Raw genomic sequence first — 25,934 nt, 5'->3', positions numbered from 1 at the left:
CTTGTGGTTCCCAGCCCGAGGTGCGGGTCTTCGCTTTTTATGAAAGTGGTGTTGTTGTGCGGGTGAGTGTTGGAAGGTCGAGGTTCGTCCGGCCTGCTGGTTCCGGGGTAGTGCGTCGATGGTTCGATACCGACGAGAACACGCCCGTGGCTGCCTTCCTGAAGCAGTGCGGGTTGCCGCTGCAGTTCGTGGATGGTGAGGGCCTGTGGGCCGTCACCATCGGTGGTGCGGGCCGAGTGGAGGCGGTGGTGCGTCAGGCTGCGGCCCCGGACGGGCGGGGTTCCGTTGCGGAGGTGGTGTACGCCGCCGATCGCGCATTGGGCGAACTCGTTTCCGGTGACGGTGTGGCGTACGTGGTGTTCACGTCCACGCCGGGGCCCGTGGTCGATGTCGTGGAGCAGGCGAGGGACGGATTGGTCTGGAGGCCATCGACGCCGAAGGGCGAGGTGCGCAACGATCGGGTGGCCGACGCCGTCGTACGGTTCGCGCAGGATCCAGGTCAGCGGTCGATGATCGATGTGCTGCGCGCCTGCCTGGCCGGGGAGTTGCTGGTGGATGTGACCGGCTCCGATCCCGCCTCGCCTGTCCTGCGTGGTTTCGTGGGGGCGAATGATGTTCCGGCGATCGGTGTCTTCACGGACCAGGGCGAACTCGCGCGGTTCCTCGGGGGCCAGGCGGCCGGATCAGGTGCGCCGCAGTCACTCGCGCTGCCGGGTGTCCTAGCCCTCCAGACGGTGCTGCGGGACGCGGCTGTGGGCTGGGTGTATGTGAACCCGGCAGGTCCTACGTGTGCTCTGGCCCGTCCGGACCTCGAGTTCGCTCTGCAGGGCCCGCCGAATGCGGCGCTGCGCGAGGTGGTGCTGCGTCAGGGATCGCAGCAGGAATTGTTCACGGCGATGCTGGGTGATACGAGGGTGTTCCTCGGGGAGATCGAGCGGAACGGCAGGAAGCAGCCTCTGACCGTGCCGGTCGAGAAGGACGGGTCCACGGAAGTCCACCTCGCCGTGTTCACCTCGGCTGCCGAGGTCGCGGCGTTCGACCCTGCCGCGGCGGTGCGGGCCTTCACACCCGAGTGGGTGGTGCAGCTCGTGTTCGGGCAGCGACTCGCCGGCATGCTGATCAACCCGGCGGGCCCGTCGGCGACGATCGGGTCCTTCCAGATCTGGCACCTGCTCGACAACCCTTCGCTTGACGGCCCGCCACGAACGTCAGCGGGTGAGGCATCTTCCCGTGATGGGTCCACGGAGCCTGGGGGGCTCCGGGCTGCTGATGACCCCCGAGGCCCAGCGTCCGGCGCTCAGGGCAACCAGTCAGAGCCGATGGTCGATCAACGCCAGCTCGAGGTGTCCCTCGCGCGGCAGATCGATGCTGCTGTGGCGCCGGGATGGGACTCGATTCGGTTCGAGGTGATCGGAGTGGGAAACGTGTACTCCGACATGCTCTACGTCGTGAGGAACGGTGTCGAAGAGTCCCAGTTTCCGCCCACGGACCTTCCGGATAGTTTGGTAGCTCTGAAAAAGGTCGCCTATCGTCCTGAGGTCGGAACTTGGCTCGGCTTCACCATGACCTTGACCACCTCCGGGGCATTGACCGTCGACTACACCTTCGACGACGAACCGGATTTCGACAGCGACCCGAGCCCTCGCGACTATGAGCTCGAGTTGGAGCTGTTCCCGCGCGCTGCGGCTTCGATTCCGGAGTGGTGGCGTCAGCGGATTGTGCGGAGCGACGACTGATTTCGGGCGCGAAGTCGTCGGATGTCACGGTCCCGTACGCGCGTCGATCCTGGTGCTCTCTTGTCGCCGTCGGCCCATGTTGCCCCTCCCGTTGAGATGTGGGAATTGTCGGGCGATCATCGACCTGTCCTGGCCGGGAATCAGTGGCGTCGTATCGATGCGGTAACGAGTTTGTGATGAGCGAACAAACGAGAAAGGTCGGAGATCCAGCGTCATGGGCTTCGCCGCACAAAGATATGTTTCCCTCGCAGCCGATGTTCCTCGAGAAACTGCTCTGGAGTTGGTCACTGGCGAGAACTCCTGGGAGATGTTCGGTCGGAGCAGTGTGCCGGGCAGGGTCCCTGTCAGCGAACTCACTGACGTCGTCGAGACGGTGAGGAAGCTTCCACTTTCGATGATGTTGTGTTGACCTCGGCTGCCGAGGTCGCGGCGTTCGACCCTGCCGCGGCGGTTCGGGCCTTCACCCCCGAGTGGGTGATGCAGCTCGTGTCCAGGCAGCGACTCGCGGGCGTCCTGATCGACCCTGCGGGCACGCCGGAGACGAACGGGTCCCTCCAGATCTGGCACCTGCTCGACGATCCCGCCGTTGAGAAAATCAAACATGATTGCATCGCGCTCTCACGAGGGGTAGCGGTGTGCATCCCGGTTGTCAGGTTCTCATCTCACCCGGCGGGTCGGGCGCGGTATCCGCACGCGGAGGAGAGCGTGGAGCGCGGCTAGAGTAGGCGGCGTTGGAAATCACAGTAATGGGACAGAATGAGGTTGCGGCTGATCGTCCCCGGATACGAGGCTACTGAAGCGATGACAATGACAAAATGCGCTGAGGTGTGGGATTTGTCCACAGGTCACGCCGCTGTTCTTCTGAGGTCCACGGGATGAATACGTGCAGAACGTCAGAAATATCGGACGGAGAATCGTGTGCAGTTTCCACCCCCGGTTCTTCGAGCATCCTACCGGCCTTCACGCCACTGATCACTGGGCGGAATGGAACGGCACTCTTTATCCGGCAACGAGGTCAGTCCCCGGGTTCACGATATGGTCAGCCGACCAGCATCCGCCGTCGACCGGGTGGGAACCGGTTCGTTCCCAGGAGGTAGGGAGTTTTAAAGCTATGGCCTTTCATCGCTCCGTGGCAGCCTCGGAGGTCGACCTCTACGTCAGGATCTCTACTACTGCGACGTGGCGTGGAAACGTAATCAGCGTTATGGGATTCGATCATGCAGGTGATGTGTTCATCTGGGGCAAAGTGTCCCGTGAGCTTGCTCAGGAAATCGGGCGGGAGAACGACAGACTCGACATCATTGGACGATGGCAGGTCAGCGGTATCGTCGGTTGGGCTGAACTGTCAGATGTCAACGAAGAAATCACTGCGATAGGCAGCTAGACCTGGGGGACAGGGCTCGATTGTGAGCGATCAATCGTGAGGTATCTACAGCCTGAAGATGCCTGGAGGTTCAGGAGGACGGACTGAAGGGTGAACAGTCGAGGGGCTCCGAGTATGTAATCCCAGTCGACGACAGCGGAATGCGGGCAGCGGGTCATTGGGTGGAGCTCGAGGGTCGCTTGTATCCGACGGTACGGTCTGATCCGACGTTCGAGATGAGGTGGTTCGGGGCCGACCCGCCAAGCGAGCAGTGGCGGCGTCGACAGCGTTCCTCGGGGCCGGCAGGGAGGTTGCATGAATTCGTAAGAGATGTCTCTGCAACGGACGTCGACCGTTATGTCCGTCTAGATGTCCGTGCCACTTGGGGAGATCCGAGATTCGGTGTGATGGGTTTCGACGCCCACGGATATGTCTTCCTCGAAGCAAGTGTCCCTCGCGAGGTTGGTCTGGCCTTGGTAGCGGACCAATACTCCTGGGAGAGGTTCGATCAGGACTGCGTATGGGGCAGGGTCCCGGTCAGCGAATTGACTGACGTCGTCGAGACTGTGAGGGAGCTTCCTCTTCCGCGGGCGTGATCGCTGCGTGGGAGGCGGGGCCGGAGTCGGGATCAGAGAGCAATCGAGAGGACCTAGACATATGATTCCGGTCGACAGCAGCGAAATTCGGGCAACCGGCCACTGGGTAGAGTTCGAGGGGCGCTTGTACCCAGCGGTAGAACTCGATTCAGAGTTCTACGTCAGATGGTTCGGGGACCACCCGCCGGGCGGAGGATGGAGGCTTCAGCATCATGACTCCGAGTTGGCGGAGAGGCCACCTGGATACGCAAAAGTTGTCTCCGCAAAGGACGTGACACGATTCGTCCGTCTGGACACCGAGGCCACCTGGGAGGGTCGGAGATTTGACGTCATGGGCTTCGACGCCCAAGGATATGTTTTCCTCGCGGCCGATGTTCCTCGAGAAATTGCCCTGGCGTTGGTCGCCGGGAAGCACTCCTGGGAGATGTTCGATCGGAGCAGTGTGTCGGGCAGAGTGCCGGTCAGTGATCTCACTGACGTCAGCCAGTGATCTCACTGACGTCAGCGAGACGATGAGGGACTACCCCCTTTCAGGAGTGTGATCGTTACGAGCCTGACGTAGGCTCGGTGTTGCGGGTGTCGGGTCGGTGAGGCCGGGACGTAGGGTTCAGCGTAGCGGGGTAGAGGTTTTCGGGTGCTGGTTCGTGTCGTGTTGAGAGGGTTCCCGTGATTTTTCAGAAGGCTTTGAGTCCGGCGCATACGCGGTTCCTGGTGGAGGGCAATCAGGACACGGTCGCGGGCTATGTGGTGGGCGCCGGGGAGGTGGCGAAGCTGTCCGCGGCCCAGTTGTTCGAGGCGCACGGGCTGGGGTTCCCGGGGTCGCCGTTCGATCCTGCGGCGGAGTTCGTGGATGTCCTGCGGTTCGCGGATCCTTTGCCGGTGTATGTGACGACGCCGGTCGCTCCCGAGTTCGTGGATCATCCGCCGTTCAAGGGTCATGGGTTCACGGCGTGGGAGGGCGGGTTCGCGCCCCTGTACTTCCTCGATGAGTGCCGTATCCCGGTGGAGTCTGAGCTGTGGCGGGTGCATGCGGATGCCCGGGAGGAACTGGTAGCGGTGTACCGGGATGTGGCGCGGGGGTGGACGGTCCTGCCGACCAGCGGGTTCGCCCAGCCCGCGGCCCGGGTGCCCGAGGTGGTGATGGGGTGGGTCGCGGTTTGGAACGGCGTCCGGTTCAGCGCGGATGTGCTGGTTGGCGGGGCTGAGGTGATGCTGGCGGCGTCGACGGCCCCGCCGGCCGGGGTGACCGGGTTCCGGCAGACCGGTCGGGGGTGTTGGGGGCGGATCGTCCCGATCGGCGAGGTGGACGAGGTGTTCGAGTTGCTTGCGCGGTGCCGGTTCGAGGGTCAGCCGTTCCGGATCACGGCGGTGGCGGAGCAGGACGGGCAGCGCGTGTTCCGCCTGTCCTATACCGGACATGATTCCGGGGTCGCCGAGGGTCTGGGGCTGAACAAGGCTGACGCGGGCGTGTATTGGACGGTGGTCCCGGAGACTGCGGTGACCGACGTCGAGTTCGTGCAGAACATCCCGCAGAACCTTCCGACACGGACGACCAGCTGATCCCAGTCTCGGCTTAGGGAGCGACCTACCGGGCAATGGGCCCCATGCAGGACTGACAGCCCGGCCGGACGGTCCACACCCACATCGAGGACTACCGACCGGGCGATAGCTTCCGGTCGGAGAGCGTCCAGCGCTCTGCGGGTCGCTCGGGTATGGAGGAGATGTACCCGGGAGTCAATCGCACCGACGTCGAGGGGCCCCTGCGTTATGACGGTGGTCACCTGCACGGCACAGCGGTGGGAGGCATTAAAGGAACCGATGGAAGGCTGCGAACATGATGACCAAACAGTCCGAGTTGGAGAAGGATATAGCTCGTGAGATCGACGGAGCGGTTGCACCCGGGTGGGAATCATTTCGCTATGTGAACGCGGGCGTAGGCAACTTCATGTCCGATCTGATTTTCGTTCAACGCGCTACCGGCGAAGAGAGGGCGCATGCGCCGTTGACAAGGTTGCTCGACAAGATTGACGAGTTGAAAAGGGCGTTATACGTGCCCGATGCAGGCACATGGATTGGATTCACGATGACGATGTCCTCCTCGGGCGGCCTATCGGTCGAGTACAACTACGATGAGAAGCCAGATTTTGGCTTCGAAGTCAGTGCGCATGATTATGCTCTGGAACTCGAACTGTTTCCGCGGGCTGAGGAGGCGGTGCCGGTATGGTGGCGGGAGCGTATTGCGCGGGGTGATGCGTGAGGTCTCTTGAGGCGTCGTTGGATCCTGAGTTGTTGGCGGTCGCAGCCCGGTGGTTCGGGGGCATCCATCCGGTGTGGCGGGACGGTGAGTGGCTCTGCTACGACGCGAAGACGGACGGGATCGTGATCAGTGGTGCGCCGGGTGCGGTGAGGGTGTTCTTCACTATTCATCAGGGTGACCGTGACGGCGGTCCCGATGTGATCTGTACGGAGCCGGAAGATGCTTTGCGGTACGTGCTGTTCCGATCGGGTGTGAAGCAGCGTCAGCGGTACTTGTACGGGCGTCTGCTGGTTCCGTTTTCGCCGTCGCTCGCGCGACCGGGGTTCGTGATCACTCCGAATGAAGGGGTTGGGGCGACGCTGACGATGGAGGACGCGGAAGGCCGAGGATCGGGCCGGCGGCTGGAGTTCAAGCTGGCCGGGCGGGCGACGGAGGCGACGTTCTATCTCAATGCGGGTTTCCAGGACATCGTGGATTCGATCCACACGTTGAGCGGTGAGCCGTTGTTCGGGGACGTCCGCCAGGTGCAGCCGACCGGCGTCGAGCACGCCAGACCCTGATCCGACTCAAGTCCTTCGTCTACTCGATGGGTCGCAGTGATGACCCCGGAACACCATGGAGCGGAGTGGTGTCCCGGGGAGCCGCCAACCAGCGAGGTCACCGAGGTGGTCGAAACTGACCGAGGGCGTCGGCCCCTCAACGTGAACATCATCGAGGGACTGCATGAGCAACCCCGGAAGCCAGGGTGATCCCTACGCGGTTCTCTTCCGTCCGGAACGGCTGGCGACGAAAGCAACTGCACCCGCACCGATGAGCCCCAGGGCGCTGATCATCAGAGTCACCGTTCCATCGGCTCCTGTCCGGGCCAACACCGCGGGTGTTGATGTGGCCGGGCGTACGACAGAAGTCGAGGAGGCGGTGGGACTGGTGGGCGCCGCACCGCTCACCTCGGGAAGCTGCGACGGCGCGAGGGCCGCAGGTGCAGGCGAGACCGCGACGGGCAAGACGGCCAGGGGAGATGTAACCCCGGGAGAGGCGACGACGGGGTTCGTCGGCGCCGCGGGTGTTGTCGGCACGATCGGAGCGGAGCCACCAGGCGAGGGGGCGACGGGACCAGGGACGGCGGGACCAGGGTCTACGGAATCAGTGTCACCCGGAGCGGGTTCCTCCGGGACGACGGGAGAAGGATCCACCGGGTCGGGGTCTGCGGGACCGGGAACCACGGGGTCGACGGGGTCAACCGGATCGGGGTCTGCGGGACCGGGGCCTTCGGGATCAGGGTCCGCGGGACCGGGAACCACGGGGTCGACGGGGTCGACCGGATCGGGGTCTGCGGGACCGGGGCCTTCGGGATCGGGGTCTGCGGGACCGGGAACCACGGGGTCGACGGGGTCGACCGGGTCGGGGTCTGCGGGACCGGGGCCTCCGGGACCTCCGGGGCCAGGAACGGTGGGGTCAGCGGGGCCGCCGGGGCCGCCGGGACGGCCGGGACCGGGGCCTTCAGGGTCGGGGTCCGCGGGACCAGGAACCTCGGGGATTACCCGATCGATGTCGGCCAGTGCCAGCGGAAATGCGGGAGCGTCCGTTTCGACGGCGGCAGCGACGGACGTGTCTTGTCCCTCGGAAAGCCGGCCGATCTCAGCCGCATGAGCCACGGGCGCCTGCGACAGGGCCAGCGCGGGTAGGCCGATGAGGACTGCCAGCGCCAGCGTCGAGCGGCGGTGGATCGTCGGTTTACGGTGGGCGGACATGAGGGCTCCTCGGTTCAGGGGCTGTAAAGGGCCAGTTGATCCCCGCTGATCGCGGGAACGGTGTCGGTGGGTGATGGGATCGGGCGCGTTCCTGCAGGCAGCGATGCTCCACTGCTGTCAGCGAAGATGTTGCCTTCGGAACACCATAGGGTGCGGCCGGACGGAATCGGATCGGAGCAGGGTGCGCTCAGCTTCTCGGGCGTGTCGCCATCGAGTGTCCAGTAGCTCCGTGGCACTGCCGCAGAATCGACCTCGGGCGGACTCGTGGATGATGTGATCCACGCCCCGGTCTTGTCGAAGATCTGCGCGTCGACCGGGGTCTGCTCGAGTATCTCCCCGGTGGTCAGCGCATGCGTCACCAGATCCTTCGTCCCGTCCGCGCTGGTCCAGACGACACCGATGAGGGTGTCTGTGATGAACGCTCGCTGCGTGGCCTCGACGGCGTTCTCCGGCGTCGTCAGCGTGCTCTCGCGGGTGATGTCGCCGCTGTAGTCGGTGAGCGTCAGACTGCGCCCTGTTCCCAGCCAGACCACGCTGCTCTCGGTGGCGGCCAGCGGCGCCAGGCCGGGCGTGGGCGTCTCCACTTCCTCCCACTGATCGTTCCGGTAGATGAGGGCGAACTGCTCCGCACCGGTCCCGCCGGCCAGGAACGGCACGGTTCCACGCCGGATGAGGGCCCCCGGTTCGTCAGTGAAGGGCACGATGCCGGTGGAGGTGATGACTGCCCCTGAGCTGGTGCCGTCCGTCGAGGTCGCCACCACCATGAAGTCCGGTCCTACTCCGACACGTGAGCCTTCCGGGGCCGGGGTAGAGCCGATGGCTTCGCCGTCGTCCTGCCGGAACGCCTCGGCCGTACCGCCGTCAACATTCAGGATCACTCCGGCCCCGGCCAGCTGCATCGCATCCGCCGTGATCGGCCCGCTCTCCGGGGACGCCGCCCACGTCTGCTGCCAGACCATCGGCGCTTGCTCGGTCGGCGGTTCTGATAGGCGCGGCACGATGATCGCGGCGAGTACGGCCAGCAGCACCACGGCCGCCAGAAGCGCGGCGATGATTGCGCGACGGGCTGAGCGGCCCGCCGCCGGCGGTGCCTGGGCAGAGACGGCGGTGGGCGACGGCGGTGCCTGGGCAGAGACGGCGGTGGCCGACGGCGGTGCCTGGGCCGGGAGGGCGGTGGCCGACGGCGGAGCCGGGGCGATGACGGCGGCCGGCTGCTCCGGTGTTCCGGGCGTCGGTGCTCCCTGGTGGGACGGCAGGACGACCGAGGCGATCCTGCGTGCGCCACCCTCCGCGGTGGACACGGTGGCAAGCGTCCCGGGCGGGTAGCGCGTACTCGCGTAGGCGAGGATGAACTCCTGGGCTTCGTGGCCCTGCGGAACGGTGACCGGTTGCCCTTCGACGGTCCATTCGTCGTCGGACACATGCACAATTCTGAGCGTGCGCGTGCTCATCGGACGGAAAGCCCCTGTCGGATGTCGTGGGCGTCGATCGTCGGACGGCCGGTAAAACGCAGCGGATGTACCCCACAGGGAATCGCCACCGCTTCCGGACGAATACCGCCCGCGACGTGACTGGGCGCCGGCCCGGTCATGGCGACGGACGACGATCGATCAGCACTCGGCGCCGACGCCGTGAACGCGGGGGTCGCGGTCCTTCTCATGCTGTGGCCTTCCGACAGGTATCGACGCAGGCGCGGTCGATCCACGCGCCCGGACTGGACCGCCTGCATATCGATCATCAGCCTTCGGCAGTATACGTTTCACTCCCGGCCCATCAGGCACATCCGTTCGTCCAGCGGGATCACCTACTGGCCGGTCGCGGTTCGGGGAAGCCCCTACTGCCCAAAAAGGTGGCGGCAATACTCCGCGTAGGGGCGGGGTCAGCAGCGGGCCCGGGGCTGTTGCACGCGCAGGGCAGAATGGGGTCATGACTGGCCAGTCCACCCGCGTCCCGGCGCAGCGCCCCCTGATCGTCGACGGGGGCCACCGTCCTGGAACGCCGTACTCGTGGACGATGTCCGGATGAGGGAACTCGGAAGCATCACACACCGTGGACTCGGCACCGGAGTGTTTCTGGGATTCCTCCTGCTGACGGGGTGTGGCGGAAATGAGCCCGATCCCCGGCCGACGATCGAGAGTGCCCCGTGGTTCGCCGGGTACGTCGATATCACGGTTCCGTCCACGTACGAGGTGGATGAACCACCCACGCCCGCGGCGGCGAAGGCAGTCCTCTCCTTCATCGTCGCCGGTGAGGAGGACCCCTGCGAGCCGTCCTGGGGTGGTGTCTACAGTCTCGACCAGGCCGGGGATGCACTCGGGCTGGACGACCGCCTGTCCCGCCTCAGGGAGGACGGGGGCGAGGCGGTGGTGTCCTTCGGCGGTCAACTCGGCAGCGAGCTCGCCGCCACCTGTGCCGATCCCGAGCAATTAGCGTCCGCCTACGCCGAGGTCATCGACCGCTATGGGATCACCACCATCGACCTGGACATCGAGGGTGACGACCTGGACGACTCCTCCGCGGGGATCCGGCGGGCCGAGGCCATCGCCGGGCTTCAGAGCGACCGTGCTGATGGTGAGGAGTTGCGCGTGTGGGTGACGCTGCCCGTGACGCCCGACGGGCTGACCGGACGGGGCCAGGAGGCCGTCGCGCAGCTGCTCGACGCGGACGTGCAGCTCGCCGGAGTCAACATCATGACGATGAACTACAGCATGAGTCGGATGGCCGACCAGACGATGGTCGAGGCGTCCCGCCAGGCAGCCGACAGTGCTCACTCACAGCTTTCGGCCCTCTACCGGGAACGGGGTGAGGATCTCGGCGCGGACGAGGTGTGGAACCGCATCGGTCTCACGCCGATGATCGGCTTGAACGACGTTCCAGCTGAGGTCATCGACCTCGATGCCGCCCGTGAGCTCAACGAGTTCGCCCTGGACAGGGGCGTCGGAAGGATGTCCCTCTGGTCACTCAACCGGGACCGTCCCTGCGGCCCGGACGATCCCGGGACCGCCCAGGCGTCGAACACCTGCAGCGGTCTGGACCAGGAGCCGGGTGCCTTCGCCGACGTGCTGGGCAACGGCTTCTCGGGCACTTCGAACTAGACCGGTCAGGGCAGTTCGCGCCGGAGGACGTCCTGCAGCGCCGTGTTGGGTTCGCCCGGCTGACCGCTGCCGCTCAGGTACAGGCCCATCTGCGTGCCGTGGTACTCCCAGTAGGCGAAGCTGAGGTCGTTCTCCTCGAGGAGTGCGAGCATGTCGGTCACCCACTGGTCGCCGCCCTTGTCCTCCATCTCGAAGGCCTGACGGACGGTCCCGAATTCCATGACGGACATGGGGACGTCGTTGTCCGCCCCGAACTCGAGGTGCTTCGCCATCTCGTACGCGAGATAGTCCTTGTCCCGTTCGATGAAGCCGCCTTCTGCTGCTCCGGGCGAGCGGGTATACACGTCCAGGTGAAGGGTGATGCGGGGGTCGGTCTCCGTCGTCGACGAGATGTTCTGTCCGCGCATGTACCCCTGGATACGGTACTGGTTGCCGGAGGTCACCTTGAAGAGCCGGCCGTCATTGCTCCAGCCGCTCACGGCTGAGGCGTCCTCGGCATCACTGATCGACAGGCTGCCGTCGTCCTCATGGCCGGTGGCTTCCCGTGCGAATCCCGGCGGCGCCGCGGGGTCGCCGCCGAAAGTCCACTGGTACCAGTCGAGTGTGCCGTTCTTGTCCATGGGCTCATCGATGATCGTGCGCAACTCAGTACCGTCAGGGCCGTATTCGGTCACTGTGATCGCATCGAAGGTGGCTGTTCCCTGCATGCCTCCCTGCACGGTGACCAGCGGTGTGGCAGCGATGGCGCTCGCATCGGTCAGCGGAACGATCCCGCTGTCATAAGCTGCCCAGTCCGTGGTCCCGGTCGGCAGCGACGGCGTGCTGATGCGGCTCTCCGGCAGCATGACCTTCTCGCCCGTCGGGAGGACGATGTCCGGATCAGGGTAGCCGCCGCCGTCCTGGATGGGTCCCTCGACCCAGGAAGCGTATTGATGGGTGTACTTGATGGGCTCGTAGAAATGGAAGTCGTACATCGCATTCTCGTCGTCGACCAGGAAGTGCTGATCGATCCCGGCGGCGCCGTACTTGCCGTCGACGCCATAGATCCCTCCGATGACCAGCAGATGGTTCGGGTCCTCCGATCGCACGGCGTCCACGAGCTCCTGCGCGAGTTCCTTCCACTGCTCGCCGGTGGCGTCGGTGGTCACCGGTTCGTTGAGGAGGTCGTAGGCGGCAATGGCGGGCTCGTCCTTGTAGCGGGCTGCAATCGCGCGCCACAGGTCGGCGTTCTTCTGCTGCAGCGCCGGATCGGACCAGACGTCGAAGCTCACGGCGTCGCTGGTGGGATCCAGCCAGAAACCACCGATGGGGGTGTGCAGGTCGAGGATCAGTCGTATGTCGTGGTCCCGTGCCCATGCCACGTTCTGGTCCAGCCACGCCATGAAAGTCTCCGGTGAATCGACGAACCACTCACCGTCGAAGGCGAAGCGGACGCTGTTGAACCCCAGCTCCTTCGCGCGCTCGAAATCGACCTCGGAGTGGTGCTGGGACTCGAGGAGATCGTTCCCGTCGAGGTTCCGGTGATACAGGTTCGAGAAATTCACCGCTTTCAGTCGGGTGGGCTCCCCGTCGACGACGAGGCCGCGTCCTTCGGCCGCCACGAAACCCGTCGTCGACGGCGGTGCGGCTGTCGGCTCGACCTCGCTGTCCCGGGACGGCGTGCACCCGGCGGCGGTGAGCGACAGGACCACCAGCAGGACTACCGCCAACGCCCTGACCCGAAGGCGGCCGACACCTCGGTGTCGAGCTCTGCCCGGAGGCGGATTGTCCTGCTCTGGCCGGTTACACCCCTGCATCGGTCACTCCTATCATCAGCCTCACCGGGACCCGAACAATCGAACTTCCGTCCGCCGGTACTGCGGCTCGGCACCCGCGCTGCGTTGCCAGAGGCGGAGTGGACCCGGCGAGGAATCCTCTCCACTCGTGGCGTACCGCGAAACGTTCGATCACTTCGGCGTGAGCAGTTGATCGACCTCGCGTGGCTGGGGTGCCACACTGTTGGTCCTCTCCGGCTTGTACCAGCCGACCGCGCGACCCCGGAGCGCCTGCAGCAGCGACGCATAGAGCAGGTACGCCCGGAGCGGTTCGTAGATGACCCGGTAGATCGGCACGATGGCGAGGTGCCAGAAGCTTTCCTTCACCATCACGAGGGCCACGAACGAGATGACGAAGTGGGTGCCCGCGACGAAGGCGGCGAAGGCGGCGATGCTCTCCCAGTTGCCGGCCGAGATGCTCAGGCCGGCCGCGACGACGGTCATCGGCAGGAACAGCAGCGGGATGACGGTCGCGAGCAGGGAGTAGGGGAGGGCGACCATTCCCAGCACCCCGAACTTCGGTCGGAGAATCATGGACCGATGCTTGTACAGGGCCTGGATGTTGCCGTAGGTCCAGCGAAGACGCTGCTTCGCCAGGCCCTTCACGGTCATCGGTGCTTCCGTCCAGGCAACGGCCCGGTTCTCCTGCACGAGCCTGTACCCCAGGCGCTGGATCGTGAGGGTCAGGTCCGCGTCCTCCGCCAGGGTGTCGTGCGAGTAACCCCCCGCCTCGCGGATCGCTTCGGCCCGCCAGGCCGCGCACGCCCCGGGCACGATCGAGATGGCGCCGACGAGTCCTTCCGCCATGCGTGTGACGCAGATGCCGGAGATGTATTCCAGGCTCTGCCAGGCCGTCAGGAGGTTCTTCCGGTTGCCGACCTTCACGTGCCCTGCCACTGCACCGACCTTGCGCCCCTCGGGGGTATCCGTGAAGTGCCGCGCCAGCATCCGGACGGTCTGCGGCTCGAGGAGGGTGTCGCCGTCGAGCGTCACGATGATCTCCCCGCGGGCGGACAGGATACCGAGGTTGCTCGCCGCTGATTTTCCTCCATTGGGCTGGGTCAGCACGCGCAGCTGCGGCCAGTCCCGGGCGAACCCCCTCATGATCGCCAGGGTGTCGTCCGTGGACCCGTCGTCGACCGCGATGACCTCGAGGGAAGGATAGTCACTGGCCTTCAGGGCTTCGAGTGTCCTCAGGATGACGGGCTGTTCGTTGAACACGGGCAGGACGATGCTGACCAGGGGGCAGGTGTCGGCGTCCAGGGGGGCCCACTGTGTCTTCTGCTGGCGGCGGTGGCCGATGATGGCCAGAAGCACGTACAGGACCGACATGATGGTCAGGGCAGCGATACCGAACCAGAACAACCACGTCATGAGCGTGACAGGTGTCACGATGAACATGGTCGACGCCGTCAGCGTCGCGTGGTCGGCGAGACCCGCCTGGACGGTCTTAAGGGGCAGCATCTCCTGCATGTCCGCCGGGATCAACGGCGCGACGGTGGAGAAGGTGTAGCCCTTGTCCTTGGCCTGCGCGATGAGATCCTCCAGCATGTCGACGGTCGCCGTGCGGTCGCCGCCGCCGTCGTGCATCAGGACGATCGCCCCGCTGCCGTCGAGTTGCGGCGTCGGTATCTCCTCGCCGGGCTCGTAGCTCCAGTCGAGGGTGTCGACGTTCATGTCGACCTGGAGATAACCCAGCTGCTGCGCCTGGAGCAGGGTGAGGGGCTTGTTGTCCGGGTCGCCCTCCGGGATGCGGAACAGGCGCGTCGCATAGCCGGCGGTCGAGCGCATGATGCGGTCGGTCGCAATCAGTTCCTCGCGATTCCGCAGTTCATCGTGCTGGTAGAAGTCCGCGTGCGTCATTGTATGGTTGGCGGCGACATGACCCTCCCGGATGATTCTTCGAAAGAGCTCAGGATTACGCACCACATTCTCGCCGACGCTGAAGAATGTTGCCGGGACTTTCTCCCGGGAAAGGACGTCGAGGATCTCCGTGGTGTATTCAGCTGTCGGTCCGTCATCGAAGGTGAGCATCAATTGCTTCTCCCCGGGCGTGCCGAACCGTTCCATCACATAGGGGTGGTCCCCGATCAGTTCGACCTCCTCGGGAGTGGCGTCTCGGAAGCGCGCATCACTGAAGGGATCGGCGAGATAGACCTTGCCGTTCTCGCGTTCCACGAGTGCGATCCGCACCAGGGCGAAGCCCTCGTCCGTCCCGAGGAGGGGGATACTCTCCGGATCGCCCGTGGCCAGGAGTCTTTCGGGGTAGTCCGGCTCCTGATTCGTCGAGGCATGCCATGTCGGTGACATGGCATGCGGTGTCAACCAGGCCAGCACGCCGGCGATCGCGACCATGATCAGCAGGAAGCCGGCAACCAGTTTCGCCCAGCGCCTGCCGGTGGGATCGAAGAATACGGGAACAGAGGTTGCCCCCGCCGGGACGACGGACGGGGTTTCCCCCCAGAGTGTCGAGCCTTTGCGCCGTAATCTATACATGAGACCCCGTACATTGAGTGATTTCGGTAGAATTCATTGCCCTCCGGTAAGTGCTTGTCGTGACCGGGGATCGGGCTGCATTCGCCCCCTAAAGGCTAGGAACCGTGTTCGTTCGGAGCCCGAGTAGGCGGCACTCGAAATCGCGCCGGCGAATAGGTAATTCGCATTTCTTTCGCAGTGGCATTACTTGCTTATCGAGGAGTGCTACTCGTTCCGCGGCTGGTCCTGCCCCGGTGGGTCTGGGGTGGATCGGCCATCTGTGGCGGTCGTCGAGCGCGTGGGGACGCCCGGTGTCAGGGCCGTAGGGCAAGATAAGGAAAGTGACCCCAGAACCTGAGAGCGCATCGGTAGACGCAGGCCCGGCCGAGCAGGGCGGGCCTCCCGGCGCGGCCCTGCGCGAGGAGTACGCGCAGCTCGCCGACAGCATCCGGGCGCACCGCATCGCGTACTACCAAGACGCTGCGCCCACGATCTCGGACGCCGAGTTCGACGCCCTGTTCCGGCGCCTCGAGGAGCTCGAGGCGCTCCATCCGGAGCTCGTCGCGAATGACTCCCCGACGCAGGAGGTGGGCGGTGAGGTGTCCGCTGCGTTTGCCCCCGTGGAGCATCTCGCCCGGATGTACAGCCTCGAGGACGTCTTCTCCCTCGACGAGCTGACGGCCTGGCTGGACCGCGCGACGGCCGGCGTCGAGCAGCGCAGCCCCGGCGCCACGATCGCATGGCTCACGGAACTCAAGATCGACGGCCTGGCCGTCAACCTGCTCTACCGCAACGGGGAGCTGGTGCGGGCGGCCACGCGCGGCGACGGGGTGACGGGGGAGGACATCACCCACAACGTCCTCACCATCGCCTCGATCCCGCGGCACCTCGAGGGCGCGGACCATCCGGAGGAGGTGGAGATCCGCGGCGAGGTGTTCTTCCCCACGAAGGAGTTCGGCCAGCTCAACGAGCGCATGGTGGCCGCGGGCAAGGCACCCTTCGCCAATCCGCGGAACGCCGCCGCCGGTTCGCTGCGCCAGAAGGACCCGGCCATGACGGCGGAGCGTCCGCTGGACATGTACGTCCACGGCATCGGTGCGCGGACGGGGCTGTCGGCACGGACGCAGTCGGAGACCTACGAGCTGCTGAAGGGCTGGGGCCTGCCGACGTCGCCCTACTACCGGGTGCTGCACAGTCAGGACGAGGTCGTCGACTTCATCGCCCACCATGGGGACCACCGCCACGACCTGCTGCACGAGATCGACGGCATCGTGGTCAAGGTGGACAGCTTCGCTCTGCAGCGCGCGCTCGGCCACACCTCCCGTGTGCCCCGGTGGTCCGTGGCCTACAAGTACCCGCCCGAGGAAGTGAACACCAGACTCCTGGACATCCTCGTGAACGTGGGCCGGACCGGCCGCGTCACTCCGTTCGGGCTCATGGAGCCGGTCAAGGTCGCCGGGTCCACGGTCAGCATGGCCACGCTCCACAACCAGGAGGTGGTCAAGGCCAAGGGCGTCATGATCGGCGACGTCGTGGTGCTGCGCAAGGCGGGCGACGTCATCCCGGAGATCGTGGGCCCCGTCATGGCCCTGCGCGACCCGGAGAAGGTGCGGCCGTTCGTCATGCCCACCGAGTGCCCGTCCTGCGGAACTCCGCTGCAGCCGGCGAAGGAGGGCGACGTCGACATCCGCTGCCCCAACGCCCGTTCCTGCCCCTCGCAGCTGCGCGAGCGGGTCTTCCACCTCGCAGGCCGCGGTGCCTTCGACATCGAGGCCCTCGGCTGGGAGGCGGCCATCGCCCTCACCCAGCCCGCCGAGCCCGCGGTGCCGCCCATCACCACCGAGGCCGACATCTTCGATCTCACCCCGGAGAAGCTGGCGGACGTGAGGATCGAGCGGGACAAGAAGGTCAAGGGCGTGGTCACGGGCCGCGAACTCGTGCCCTATTTCTACTCCAAGGGCACCGCGAAGAAGCCCTCCGAGCCGAGCGCGACCACCCGGAAACTCCTCACCGAACTGGAGAAGGCAAAGACGCAGCCACTCTGGCGCGTGCTCGTCGCGCTGTCCATCCGGCACGTCGGTCCGACGGCATCGCGTGCCCTCGCCACCGCCTTCGGGTCCATGGACCGGATTCGTGCGGCGAGCGAGGAGGAGCTCGCGGGCGTCGACGGCGTGGGCCCCACGATCGCTGTCGCGCTCACCGAGTGGTTCGCGGAGGATTGGCACCGCGAGATCGTCGATCGGTGGGCGGCCGCAGGGGTGCGTATGGAGGACGAGGTCGACGAGAGCACGCCGCGCACGCTCGAGGGCTTGACCGTCGTCGTGACCGGCTCCCTCGAGCGGTACAACCGCGACGAGGCGAAGGAGGCGATCATCACGCGTGGTGGTAAGGCCGCGGGATCGGTGTCGAAGAACACGAGTTACGTGGTGGCCGGCGAGAACGCGGGCACCAAGCTGGAGAAGGCCGAGACGCTCGGCATCCCGGTCCTCGACGAGGAGGGCTTCATCGCCCTCCTCGAGAACGGTCCGGCGGACAAGAGGGCCGACGACGGACCGGCCGGGTCCGAAGGGGATCAGGACGGCCCCGCCGATGGCCTCGCCGCGCCCGACGGGGATGAGAGCGAGGACGCCGAGGTGGCCGAGGAGCTCGAGGCCGGGGCCGGCACGGATCCCGACGCGCGGGCGGCCCGATGACCGCCGCGCCCGGTGCTGCCGGGGCATCGTCCCCGGCGGAGCTCCTCCATCTCGCCCGACAGGCCGCTGCGGCGGGCGCGGCGGTGTTGGCCCGGCGGGATCCCGGGGCGCTGGAGGCGACGAGCAAGAGCTCGGACAGTGACTGGGTGACCGCGTTCGACGTGGCTGCCGAACGCGCGGTCCGGACCGTGATCCTGGGTGCCCGACCGCACGACGCGATCACGGGCGAGGAGCTCGGCACCACGGTGCCCGCCGGGTTCACCCCCGACGGCGGCCGAGTCCGCTGGTCGATCGATCCCTTGGACGGCACCACCAACTTCATCCGCGACATCGTCTACTACGGCACGTCCGTGGCCGCAGCCGGCCCCGACGGCACCTGGCTCGCCGGCGTCGTGCATGCGCCCGCACTGGACCGCATCTACTGGGCATCGCGCGGCGGGGGAGCCTGGGTGAGCGATCACGGGTCCGTGCGGCGTCTCGTCGGCGCGCGCACCGGGATGGGGCGGCTGCTCGGTACCGGACTCTCCTACGACGCGGACACCCGGACGGAGCAGATCGGAGCCCTCGCGGCACTCATCGAGGGCTACGGCGACATCCGACGGCTCGGTTCGGCCGCCCTGGACCTGTGCCTCGTCGCCGACCGCACACTCGACGCCTTCGTGGAGCGCGGCCTGCACGAGCACGACTACGCGGCCGGCGCCCTGATCGCCGAGGAGGCCGGCCTGGCCGTCCACCGGCCGACGCTCCGGTCCATGCTCGACGGCGGGCCCACCGAGGCCGAGCGGCTGGCGGGTGTCACCGCGGCCGGGCCCGCCGCCCTCATCGGCTCCCTCATCGGTGCCGCGCCCGTCGGGGATCCGGCATGAGCGCGCCGTCGTGGCAGAAGGTTTTGTCCACGCTCTCCGGCGGACGATCCCGGGTGCTCTACGCGCAGGCCGTGCTCGGGCAGTCGCTCGACGCCGCGCCGAAGGAACTGCAGCGGCTCGTCGACGCCGGTTTGCTGACACCGGAACACGCCGTTGCGGACGGACTGTTCCGGCAGGTCCTCGCCACTGCGGCGGCTCCCACCCCGCGAGGGGTGGACCGCTTCTTCCGGGACGGGCGGATCGACGGTCTGCCGCGCGCCGGGCAGGACCGCACCGATCTGCTCGCGCACCTCGCCGGACGGCTCTTCCCGGCCGACGAGGAACTCGGCGAACGCGAGGTCAATCGGCTGCTCTCGACCGTCACGCACGATGTGCCGACCCTGCGGCGCGCGCTCGTCGATCACGGCTTCCTGGAGCGCCGTGACGACGGGACCGGATACCGACGGGTGGCCGGGGAGCTCTGAGGGAACCCGGGCAACCCTCCCAGGCCCAGTTTTCCGATGCTCGCAGGTCGGCGTTCAGCGGGGACGCTCGCAGCGCCGGACCCGGACTGCGAGTGCGCGAGCGGCCGCGACCGTCCTTTGCCCCAGCGGCGCCATTCCCACCTGCGCAAGCTACGGGATTCAGGCCCCGGGCAGGTATACCCGAACATGGCATCGACCGGCCTGTCGACCGCTACCCGCAGATCACGCGTAGACGAAGTCGACCCGCAGGCTCCGTTGCACGTATGGATATCCCTGAGCGCTGGAATCGTCCGGTGCATGGCCCGGCGATGGGGGCGGCGCCGAGAAACGGTGCTGCGTCCCGGCCTCCTGCTCACGTTCCCTCCTGCTAGGCCTCCCACTGGGCCTGCTGCCGGGGAGGGGTGGTGCGGTGGAGTGGTAGGTGTGCCCGGTGGGTGTGGTGACTTTGAGGGCGTGCCGTTCCCCGGGCGCGGAGACGGTTCGTGCTCTCCAGCCGTCGAGTTCCTTGGTGTGGTTGCACGCCTCGCAGAGCCCGGCCCCGTTGGCCAGTGTGGTGGGTCCGTTGGTGTGCCAGGGGATGATGTGGTCGAAGTGGCGGATCGGCGCATCGCAGTACGGGGTGCGGCAGAGATCGTCGCGGGCCTGGACAAACCGACGCTGCCCCGGGGTGAACAGCCGGGCTTTGGACTCGACGCCGATCAGTTCCCCGGTGCCCGGGGCGGTGTAGAGCCGCCGGAGCCACACCTGGAACCCAGGTGCGGCCGCCGGATCGGCTGAGGCCTCTGCGAGTCCGGCTGCTTGATCCGCAGACTGATCCGCTACGTTCCCCCCGAGTCCGGTTGCTTGATCCGCGGGCTGCCCCGCGCTCCCTGATTCACGTCCGGCTGACTTGTCGGCTGATCGCTTGTCGCGCCACCCGACTGCATCCCCGCTTGCAAGTCCGGCTGGCCGTTCGGTCGACCACCCGGCGGGCCGACCGGCTCCGCATTCCCCGGTCCGCCCCGGGTCCGTGGTCGTGAGGAGGTCCCGGGCCCAGCCGGCGGGGACGATCCCGTACCCGGGCAGCCGGGCCGGTTCGCTGTCGCCCTGCAGCAGGGTCCTATCCGTCATGATCAGCTGCACCTCGACGCGGGAGAACCCGCCCGGGGTTCCGGTGGTCCGCTCCACCAGGGCATCCGCCATCAGCTGGCCCCGGCTGCGGGTGTCGCCTGCGGCGCGTTGGGTGTCGGCGTGCCGGGTCAGTTCCGCATGCACCGCCACCCCTTGGGCGACCGGGAGCAGGGCGGTCAGGTAGGTCATGGTGTCCGGGGCCGGACGCAGACTCACATGCCGCTCCGAGGCGGCGTGGCTGGCCCGCTGCGCGACGCTGCGCGGATCCCGCCGATACGCCGCCGCCCTAGCCGCCGCGATGAGGGCCCTGTCGCCGGCGCCGTCGAAGGTGCCCGTGTCGGGGCTGAGTTCCTCGTCGACCGCGCACCGATCCGCAGCGGACAGGCAGGCGGTCTCCCGGACCAGCAGGGTCGCCCGCCACTCATTTAGCTTGCCCGTCTCCAGGGCGGTGAGGGTGTGGGGCATCTCCGTCACCAACGCCCTGGCCAACCCCAGCAGCCGGCCGCCGCGGGCCGGGGACTCCCTGCGGGCCAGGGCGAGCTGCGCGCCCACCCCACGACCCTGCTCCGCGACCGGGACACCAGCGGCCGCCTGCGACTGACGCTGGACCAGATCGAAGGCCACAGCAGCCCGAGCCTGCCGACCGGCGATCGCCGACTTCAACTCCTCCAGGGCCCGCACCTCATCGATCAACTCCGCACCGCCCGCACCCAGGGGAAGGGAGCCCACCGTGTCGATCAGGTCCCGGAGGCGAGCTGCCGAGGACGTAGCGATTGGACCAACGGACGATGCGCCGGCGGGATCAGGCATCCGGTCGGATGGGGTGGAGGGCCCCGCGGAGGTATCCGCCGGGACAGCGCCGGACGGGACTACCACCGACCGGATCGAACCCAAGGGAACTCCCACCTGCGGCAGAGCGCCACCGATATCGGTGGTCCCGAACGGGGCGTTCCGGCTGCTGCCCATACCGAATTCTCGCAGCCACCACCGACACTACTGGGGCCGGTCAGACTCCCGTTGGGACTGGTTTCGCGGCAACTTCCGGTCAGGGCCCACGTCCCCCATACGTCCCGTAAGTATCGCCTGATGCTGGGTCTCAACTCGTCGAGAACGGGAGGAGGGCGATTGGCAATTCTCGCCCTTGGACAGGGCCGACGCAGGCGTCCCGAGGGACGAACCGGGTCACCTCGGCCGCGTGATCCCAAGGTGGGCGATCCGGCGGTAGATGGTCGCGCGGCTGATGCCGAGCTCTGCCGCCGCCGCGGTGACCGTCGTTCCCGGCTGGGCGAGGCTCCGGACGATCTCGTCGCGTTCGATCGCCTCGATCCGGCTGAGGTGCAGGCTGTGCCGGCCCAGGACGTAGGCGGGCAAATGCCTGATGTCGATCCGTTCCGCTCGGACCGCCGCGTCGTGGACCACGGTGAAGAGTTCGTCGACGTTGCCGGGCCAGTCGTGCGCCAGGAGCGCCCGGTCGGCGGCGGGAGTGAAGTCGATCTCGCGAAGCCGGGTCTGGAAGGCTGCCAACCGAGCCAGGTGGAGGACGTCGTCGCCCCGGTCCCGGAGCGGTGGCACGGTGATCACGGTGTCGATGGCGGCGGCCAGAGGACGCGGAACGGCGTCCAGATCGGCAGCCGTCACGGCCCATGCGAGGGCCGGCGCTGTTCCGGACCCGGACGCTGGGAGGGCTCGCAGCGCACGGACGGCATGCCCTTTCAGCTCCTGGGCGGCCCAGGCGGGCAGGCGGTCGATGTTCTCGACGATCACCGCGGTGTCCGCCTTGGCCAGTTCCGGGGTCCACAGGGACAGCCAGGCGTCGACGTCGTCCGGCGCCGGGGCGGCGGCCGACAGGATGCGAACCCCCGGGCGGTAGGTACGGAACGCCTGCGCGAGGAGCGTCGCCCGCCCCGCACCATGTTCCCCGACCGCGGCGACGAGGCGCCCGGCGGCCAGCGCGTGTGTCGTCTGGTCCAATGCATCCGTCCAGGGTGAGGACAGGGCGCGGAGGGTCCCGACGGCAGGTTCGAGGCGCTCGCGCCGTAGCCTGAACACACCGCCCCTGGGCCCCTGCCTCTGCCGGCGGCCATGGGCCCGGCCGAGCATCAGTGCCGTGGCGTTGCCGGCCGCCGACTGCGCCAGGGCCAGCAGGAGGTCGGGGGAGGCCTCGGACCATGTGGTGATGTTGACGCAGCCCTCGAGCGTCCCGCTGACTGGATCGAAGACGGGCGCGGCGGCGCACGTATAGGTGCGCAGGCTGGCACTGTAGTGCTCCTCGGCGCGGACCAGGGCCGGTGAGCGGTCCGCCAGCGCCAGCCCCATGCCGTTGGTGCCGGCATCGCGCTCCGAATAGGTGAACCCGGGGGCCAGATGCACCCGATCGAGGGCACGGAGGAGGCTCGGATCTCCGCTCAGCCGCAGGAGCAGCAGGCCGTCGGCGTCGCTGAGCATGAGGCTCACGGGCTCGTCGGCCAGCGTGCTGCGCAGGGCCGTGAGCACCTCGTGTCCGCACTCGAAGAACAGGGAGTCCGTCGGTGCCGCACCGGACCAGCTGGGGTCCACCTCCTCGGCGGACACCCCGTACTCCTCGCTGCGCCGCCATGATGCGGACAGCCGTTTGGCGGCGACGAGCAAGGGCCCGGTATCCGGGTCCGTCCCCGGCGGAAAGTGAACGCCCTTCTGGTTCGGCGCCATTGCCGTCCTCCTCGTCGTGTATCGAGGCTGCCGGGATCGTCTCAGAATGAGACATACCCCGCGCGATGAAAGCCATTTTCGCACCTAACGTCGGTCCTGTCGCGGCTGCCCAGTCGCCAGGAGGAGATCGACGATGTACAGCAAAGACGGCGAGAACTATTTCATCGTGGATGCGCACATAGCGCTCTGGGACGCCCGTCCCGAGAACCAGCGCAATATCCACGGCAAGCAGTTCATCGACTGCTTCTACGACTACCACCGCAATCTCTCCCCGGAATCGGAGGTGTGGAGCTACGAGGACTATCTGTACCAGGGCGGTGAGCGCCTCATGAAGGACCTCTTCACCGACGGGTACGTGGATCACGCGATTTTCCAGCCGGCGTACCTCGGCGAGTTCTACCATCGGGGGTTCGGGCAGACCGAGGAGGCCTACGGCCTTGCAGCGGCGCACCCCGACAAGCTGACCTACAACCACTGCTTCGACCCCCGGAACGGCGAGGCGGGACTGGACCAGTTGCGCGCCGACCACGAGAGGATGGGCTTCACGGGCGTGAAGCTGTATACCGCGGAGTGGCACGGTGAATCGCGCGGGTACAAGCTGTCCGACCCGTGGGCCTCCCGGTACTTCGAGGAGTGCCGTGCTCTGGGCATCAAGAACATCCACGTTCACAAGGGTCCGACCATCCGGCCCCTGGACCGGGATGCCTTCGACGTGTCCGACGTCGATCACGCCGCCACCGACTTCACCGACCTCAACTTCATCGTGGAACACGTGGGCCTGCCCCGTCTCGAGGACTTCTGCTGGATCGCGACACAGGAGCCGAACGTGCATGGCGGTCTGGCCGTGGCCATGCCGTTCATGCACACCCGCCCGCGGTACTTCGCGCAGATCATCGGCGAACTCATCTACTGGATCGGGGAGGACCGCATCCAGTTCTCCAGCGACTACGCGCTGTGGACCCCGCGGTGGCTCGTGGAGCAGTTCGTGGACTTCCAGATCCCGGAGGACATGACCGAGTACGCGCCGCTCACCATCGAGCAGAAGAAGAAGATCCTCGGCCTCAACGCCGCGAAGATGTACGACATCCCGGTGCCGGCGGACCTCCGGCTTCCCGACGCCGAGGAGACGGCGACGGGTCCCCGGCAGCCGGAACGGGCCGATCTGGCGAGCGCACAATGACTGCTGCGCCCGCCGGGATCATGCATGCAGTCACCGAAGACGACGTCCGAATGGGGCTGGGGAAGGTGTTCGACCCCGAGCTCGACGAGCCCATCACCGAGCTCGGGTTCGTTCGTTCCGTCCGTGTGGACGACGTGGACGGGGGTACGGGTGCGCTGGTCCGGGTGCACCTGCGCCTTCCCACGTCCTTCTGCTCCCCGAACTTCGCCTACCTCATGGCCTCCGACAGCAAGGATGTCATCGCGGCGCTTCCCGGGGTGGCCGCCGTCGTCGTGGAACTGGACGACCACCACGACTCGGACCTGATCAACGCGGGCCTCGCGGCCGACGCCGGATACCGTGGCACGTTCCTGCACGAGGCCGAGGACAGCCTGGAGGAACTGCGGTGGACGTTCCGGCGGAAGGCACACACGGCCGCGATGGAGCGCTGCCTCACCGGACTGCTGCGCGCCGATCCCACCCTCCGGGTGGAGGACGTCGGCGGGATGCACTTGGGAGACCTCCCCGCGGGCCGGGAGACGGACGCGCTGATGCGCCGACGCGCGGCGCTCGGCCTGCCCGGGGACGCCGACGCGTCGGTGCTGGTCGACGACGACGGCCGCCCGTATCCCGCCGACGCCGTCCCGCTCGCCCTGCGCCGTGCCCGGTCCACCCGCATCTCGATCGACGGGAACGCACACTTCTGCCGGGGGCTCCTGCGCACCCGCTACGAGGGCTCCGGCGCGGATCAGGCGTTCCGTCCGGAAGGCGCCGAGCCCTCCGATCTCTTCCCGCTACTTCCCCTGACCACGAAGGAGTCCTCCACATGAGCAGCATGCGAGCAGTGCAGGTCGTCGGCTACCACGAAGCCCTCAAGATGGCCGAGGTGCCGATGCCGGGCATCACCGGACCGTTCGACGTCGTGGTCAGGGTCGGCGGCGCGGGGGTCTGCCGTACCGACCTGCACATCCTCGAGGCCCAGTGGGCGGAGAAATCCCAGGTCCAGCTGCCCTACACCATCGGGCACGAGAACGCCGGCTGGGTGCACGCCGTGGGGAGCGCCGTGACGAACGTCGGCGTGGGCGACAAGGTCATCCTGCACCCCCTCATCACCTGCGGGCTGTGCCGCGCCTGCCGGTCCGGGGACGACGTGCACTGCGAGACCAGCCAGTTCCCCGGCCTCGACACCAATGGAGGGTACGCCGAGTACATCCTCACGTCCGCCCGCTCGGTGGTGAGGATCGACGACTCCCTGGAGCCGTCGGATGTCGCCGCGCTCGCGGATGCAGGCCTCACCGCCTACCACGCAGCTGCGAAGGCCGCGCGGCGGCTCACCCCCCGGGACACGTGCGTCGTCATCGGGGCCGGCGGACTCGGCCACATCGGCATTCAGGTCCTGAGGGCGCTCACCCCGGCACGCATCGTGGTCGTGGACCGTAATGCGGACGCCCTGGACCTCGCTCGGGGCATCGGGGCGCACGAGGGTGTGCTGGCCGACGGCAGCCAGGTCGAGAAGGTGCTGGCCCTCACCGGAGGGAACGGCGCCGAGGCCGTCGTCGACTTCGTCGGCGAGGGTGGGGCGACCACCCAGGGCCTCGCCATGCTGCGGCGGGCCGGGGACTACTACGTCGTGGGCTACGGGGAGAACATCGACGTCCCCACCATCGACGTCATCTCCACCGAGATCAACATCATCGGGAACCTCGTCGGCTCCTACAACGACCTCCAGGACCTCATGGCGCTCGCCGCCCGCGGTGCCGTCACCCTGCACACCCAGAAGTACGCGCTGAACGACTTCCAGCAGGCCATTGACGACCTCGAGGGGGGCCGAGTGAGGGGCCGGGCCGTCCTCGTTCCCTGACACAAG

Annotated in this window: 20 protein-coding genes; 14 read left to right on the top strand and 6 right to left on the bottom strand. The window is 67.1% G+C overall.

From position 1 onward, the window contains the following. Positions 1 to 20: 20 nt before the first annotated feature. The 7 genes from C4K88_RS07510 to C4K88_RS07485 all read left to right on the top strand — a co-directional run bounded on the left by C4K88_RS07510 (position 21) and on the right by C4K88_RS07485 (position 6,512). Positions 21 to 1,736 (top strand): SseB family protein, encoded by a 1,716-nt coding sequence (locus tag C4K88_RS07510; protein WP_146065644.1) that lies wholly within the window; start codon positions 21 to 23, stop codon positions 1,734 to 1,736. Positions 1,737 to 2,141: 405 nt separating this feature from the next. Continuing rightward, entirely contained in the window at positions 2,142 to 2,456 is a 315-nt protein-coding gene (locus tag C4K88_RS07505; protein ID WP_146065643.1) for a hypothetical protein, read from the top strand. 409 nt (positions 2,457 to 2,865) lie between these two features. After that, a complete protein-coding gene (locus tag C4K88_RS17105; protein WP_146065642.1) occupies positions 2,866 to 3,120 on the top strand; it encodes a hypothetical protein in 255 nt (84 codons plus the stop codon). 636 nt (positions 3,121 to 3,756) lie between these two features. After that, positions 3,757 to 4,185: a hypothetical protein gene (locus tag C4K88_RS17100; RefSeq protein ID WP_146065641.1), complete on the top strand. Its 429-nt coding sequence runs from the start codon at positions 3,757 to 3,759 to the stop codon at positions 4,183 to 4,185. A gap of 176 nt (positions 4,186 to 4,361) precedes the next feature. Further along, positions 4,362 to 5,255, top strand: a complete 894-nt coding sequence (locus C4K88_RS07495; protein ID WP_104121016.1) for a hypothetical protein — start codon at positions 4,362 to 4,364, stop codon at positions 5,253 to 5,255. Between the two features lie 274 nt (positions 5,256 to 5,529). Further along, a complete protein-coding gene (locus C4K88_RS07490; RefSeq protein WP_104121015.1) occupies positions 5,530 to 5,952 on the top strand; it encodes an immunity protein YezG family protein in 423 nt (140 codons plus the stop codon). Positions 5,953 to 5,969: 17 nt separating this feature from the next. Then, complete coding sequence (locus C4K88_RS07485) at positions 5,970 to 6,512, top strand: hypothetical protein (RefSeq protein WP_146065640.1); 543 nt, start codon at positions 5,970 to 5,972, stop codon at positions 6,510 to 6,512. Between the two features lie 1,205 nt (positions 6,513 to 7,717). On the opposite strand, the gene C4K88_RS07475 is transcribed toward C4K88_RS07485, so the two are convergent. Beyond that, the gene (locus tag C4K88_RS07475; RefSeq protein WP_104121013.1) at positions 7,718 to 9,124 is read right to left on the bottom strand and encodes a hypothetical protein; all 1,407 of its coding nucleotides are present in this window, start codon (positions 9,122 to 9,124) and stop codon (positions 7,718 to 7,720) included. A gap of 26 nt (positions 9,125 to 9,150) precedes the next feature. Further along, positions 9,151 to 9,441, bottom strand: a complete 291-nt coding sequence (locus C4K88_RS17095) for a hypothetical protein (RefSeq protein ID WP_146065639.1) — start codon at positions 9,439 to 9,441, stop codon at positions 9,151 to 9,153. Positions 9,442 to 9,892: 451 nt separating this feature from the next. Between C4K88_RS17095 and C4K88_RS07470 the strand changes: the two genes are divergently transcribed. Next, positions 9,893 to 10,798 carry a chitinase gene (locus tag C4K88_RS07470; protein WP_146065638.1) on the top strand — a complete coding sequence of 302 codons (906 nt, stop codon included), beginning with the start codon at positions 9,893 to 9,895 and terminating at the stop codon, positions 10,796 to 10,798. Positions 10,799 to 10,803: 5 nt separating this feature from the next. Here the strand turns inward: C4K88_RS07470 and C4K88_RS07465 are convergent, their stop codons facing one another. Continuing rightward, positions 10,804 to 12,507, bottom strand: a complete 1,704-nt coding sequence (locus tag C4K88_RS07465; protein ID WP_167398988.1) for a glycoside hydrolase family 5 protein — start codon at positions 12,505 to 12,507, stop codon at positions 10,804 to 10,806. Positions 12,508 to 12,744: 237 nt separating this feature from the next. Continuing rightward, positions 12,745 to 14,967, bottom strand: coding sequence for a bifunctional polysaccharide deacetylase/glycosyltransferase family 2 protein (locus C4K88_RS07460; RefSeq protein WP_241521767.1), 2,223 nt, complete (start codon positions 14,965 to 14,967; stop codon positions 12,745 to 12,747). A 461-nt stretch (positions 14,968 to 15,428) separates the two neighbouring features. Here C4K88_RS07460 and ligA point away from each other — a divergent pair, with 461 nt between their 5' ends. The 3 genes from ligA to C4K88_RS07445 are packed head-to-tail and all read left to right on the top strand — an operon-like array spanning position 15,429 to position 19,110. Next, positions 15,429 to 17,780, top strand: coding sequence for an NAD-dependent DNA ligase LigA (gene ligA / locus C4K88_RS07455; protein WP_241521766.1), 2,352 nt, complete (start codon positions 15,429 to 15,431; stop codon positions 17,778 to 17,780). Beyond that, positions 17,777 to 18,646 carry an inositol monophosphatase family protein gene (locus C4K88_RS07450; RefSeq protein ID WP_104121008.1) on the top strand — a complete coding sequence of 290 codons (870 nt, stop codon included), beginning with the start codon at positions 17,777 to 17,779 and terminating at the stop codon, positions 18,644 to 18,646. The genes ligA and C4K88_RS07450 overlap by 4 nt, the downstream gene beginning before the upstream one ends. After that, positions 18,643 to 19,110: a DUF2087 domain-containing protein gene (locus C4K88_RS07445; RefSeq protein ID WP_104121007.1), complete on the top strand. Its 468-nt coding sequence runs from the start codon at positions 18,643 to 18,645 to the stop codon at positions 19,108 to 19,110. Before C4K88_RS07450 ends, C4K88_RS07445 begins: the two co-directional genes overlap by 4 nt. 222 nt (positions 19,111 to 19,332) lie before the next feature. On the opposite strand, the gene C4K88_RS07440 is transcribed toward C4K88_RS07445, so the two are convergent. Together C4K88_RS07440 and C4K88_RS07435 are read right to left on the bottom strand one after the other, a co-directional pair. Further along, positions 19,333 to 21,030 (bottom strand): HNH endonuclease, encoded by a 1,698-nt coding sequence (locus C4K88_RS07440; RefSeq protein WP_104121286.1) that lies wholly within the window; start codon positions 21,028 to 21,030, stop codon positions 19,333 to 19,335. Between the two features lie 372 nt (positions 21,031 to 21,402). Next, positions 21,403 to 22,908 (bottom strand): AAA-type ATPase lid domain-containing protein, encoded by a 1,506-nt coding sequence (locus tag C4K88_RS07435; RefSeq protein ID WP_104121006.1) that lies wholly within the window; start codon positions 22,906 to 22,908, stop codon positions 21,403 to 21,405. Between the two features lie 133 nt (positions 22,909 to 23,041). Here C4K88_RS07435 and C4K88_RS07430 point away from each other — a divergent pair, with 133 nt between their 5' ends. Genes C4K88_RS07430 through C4K88_RS07420 form a run of 3 tightly spaced genes read left to right on the top strand, consistent with a single transcriptional unit; the run spans position 23,042 to position 25,928 of the window. After that, on the top strand, positions 23,042 to 24,088 hold the full coding sequence (locus tag C4K88_RS07430) for an amidohydrolase family protein (RefSeq protein WP_104121005.1): 1,047 nt from the start codon (positions 23,042 to 23,044) through the stop codon (positions 24,086 to 24,088). Next, positions 24,085 to 24,897 carry an iron-sulfur cluster assembly protein gene (locus C4K88_RS07425; RefSeq protein WP_104121004.1) on the top strand — a complete coding sequence of 271 codons (813 nt, stop codon included), beginning with the start codon at positions 24,085 to 24,087 and terminating at the stop codon, positions 24,895 to 24,897. The genes C4K88_RS07430 and C4K88_RS07425 overlap by 4 nt, the downstream gene beginning before the upstream one ends. Then, positions 24,894 to 25,928, top strand: a complete 1,035-nt coding sequence (locus C4K88_RS07420; RefSeq protein ID WP_206604356.1) for an NAD(P)-dependent alcohol dehydrogenase — start codon at positions 24,894 to 24,896, stop codon at positions 25,926 to 25,928. The genes C4K88_RS07425 and C4K88_RS07420 overlap by 4 nt, the downstream gene beginning before the upstream one ends. The last annotated feature ends 6 nt before the right edge of the window (positions 25,929 to 25,934 follow it).

The organism is Arthrobacter pityocampae, assembly GCF_002927275.1.
Lineage (GTDB): Bacteria > Actinomycetota > Actinomycetes > Actinomycetales > Micrococcaceae > Arthrobacter_D > Arthrobacter_D pityocampae.
This window is presented reverse-complemented; position numbering and strand designations above follow the sequence as displayed.

Excerpts from the sequence above, each read along its gene's own strand:
- C4K88_RS07460 (WP_241521767.1), bottom strand. The coding sequence starts at position 14,967 with ATGGTCGCGATCGCCGGCGTGCTGGCCTGGTTGACACCGCATGCCATG.
- C4K88_RS07450 (WP_104121008.1), top strand. The coding sequence starts at position 17,777 with ATGACCGCCGCGCCCGGTGCTGCCGGGGCATCGTCCCCGGCGGAGCTC.
- C4K88_RS07430 (WP_104121005.1), top strand. The coding sequence starts at position 23,042 with ATGTACAGCAAAGACGGCGAGAACTATTTCATCGTGGATGCGCACATA.
- C4K88_RS17095 (WP_146065639.1), bottom strand. The coding sequence starts at position 9,441 with ATGATCGATATGCAGGCGGTCCAGTCCGGGCGCGTGGATCGACCGCGC.
- C4K88_RS07490 (WP_104121015.1), top strand. The coding sequence starts at position 5,530 with ATGATGACCAAACAGTCCGAGTTGGAGAAGGATATAGCTCGTGAGATC.
- C4K88_RS07435 (WP_104121006.1), bottom strand. The coding sequence starts at position 22,908 with ATGGCGCCGAACCAGAAGGGCGTTCACTTTCCGCCGGGGACGGACCCG.
- C4K88_RS07440 (WP_104121286.1), bottom strand. The coding sequence starts at position 21,030 with ATGCCTGATCCCGCCGGCGCATCGTCCGTTGGTCCAATCGCTACGTCC.
- C4K88_RS07445 (WP_104121007.1), top strand. The coding sequence starts at position 18,643 with ATGAGCGCGCCGTCGTGGCAGAAGGTTTTGTCCACGCTCTCCGGCGGA.
- C4K88_RS17100 (WP_146065641.1), top strand. The coding sequence starts at position 3,757 with ATGATTCCGGTCGACAGCAGCGAAATTCGGGCAACCGGCCACTGGGTA.
- C4K88_RS07425 (WP_104121004.1), top strand. The coding sequence starts at position 24,085 with ATGACTGCTGCGCCCGCCGGGATCATGCATGCAGTCACCGAAGACGAC.
- C4K88_RS07420 (WP_206604356.1), top strand. The coding sequence starts at position 24,894 with ATGAGCAGCATGCGAGCAGTGCAGGTCGTCGGCTACCACGAAGCCCTC.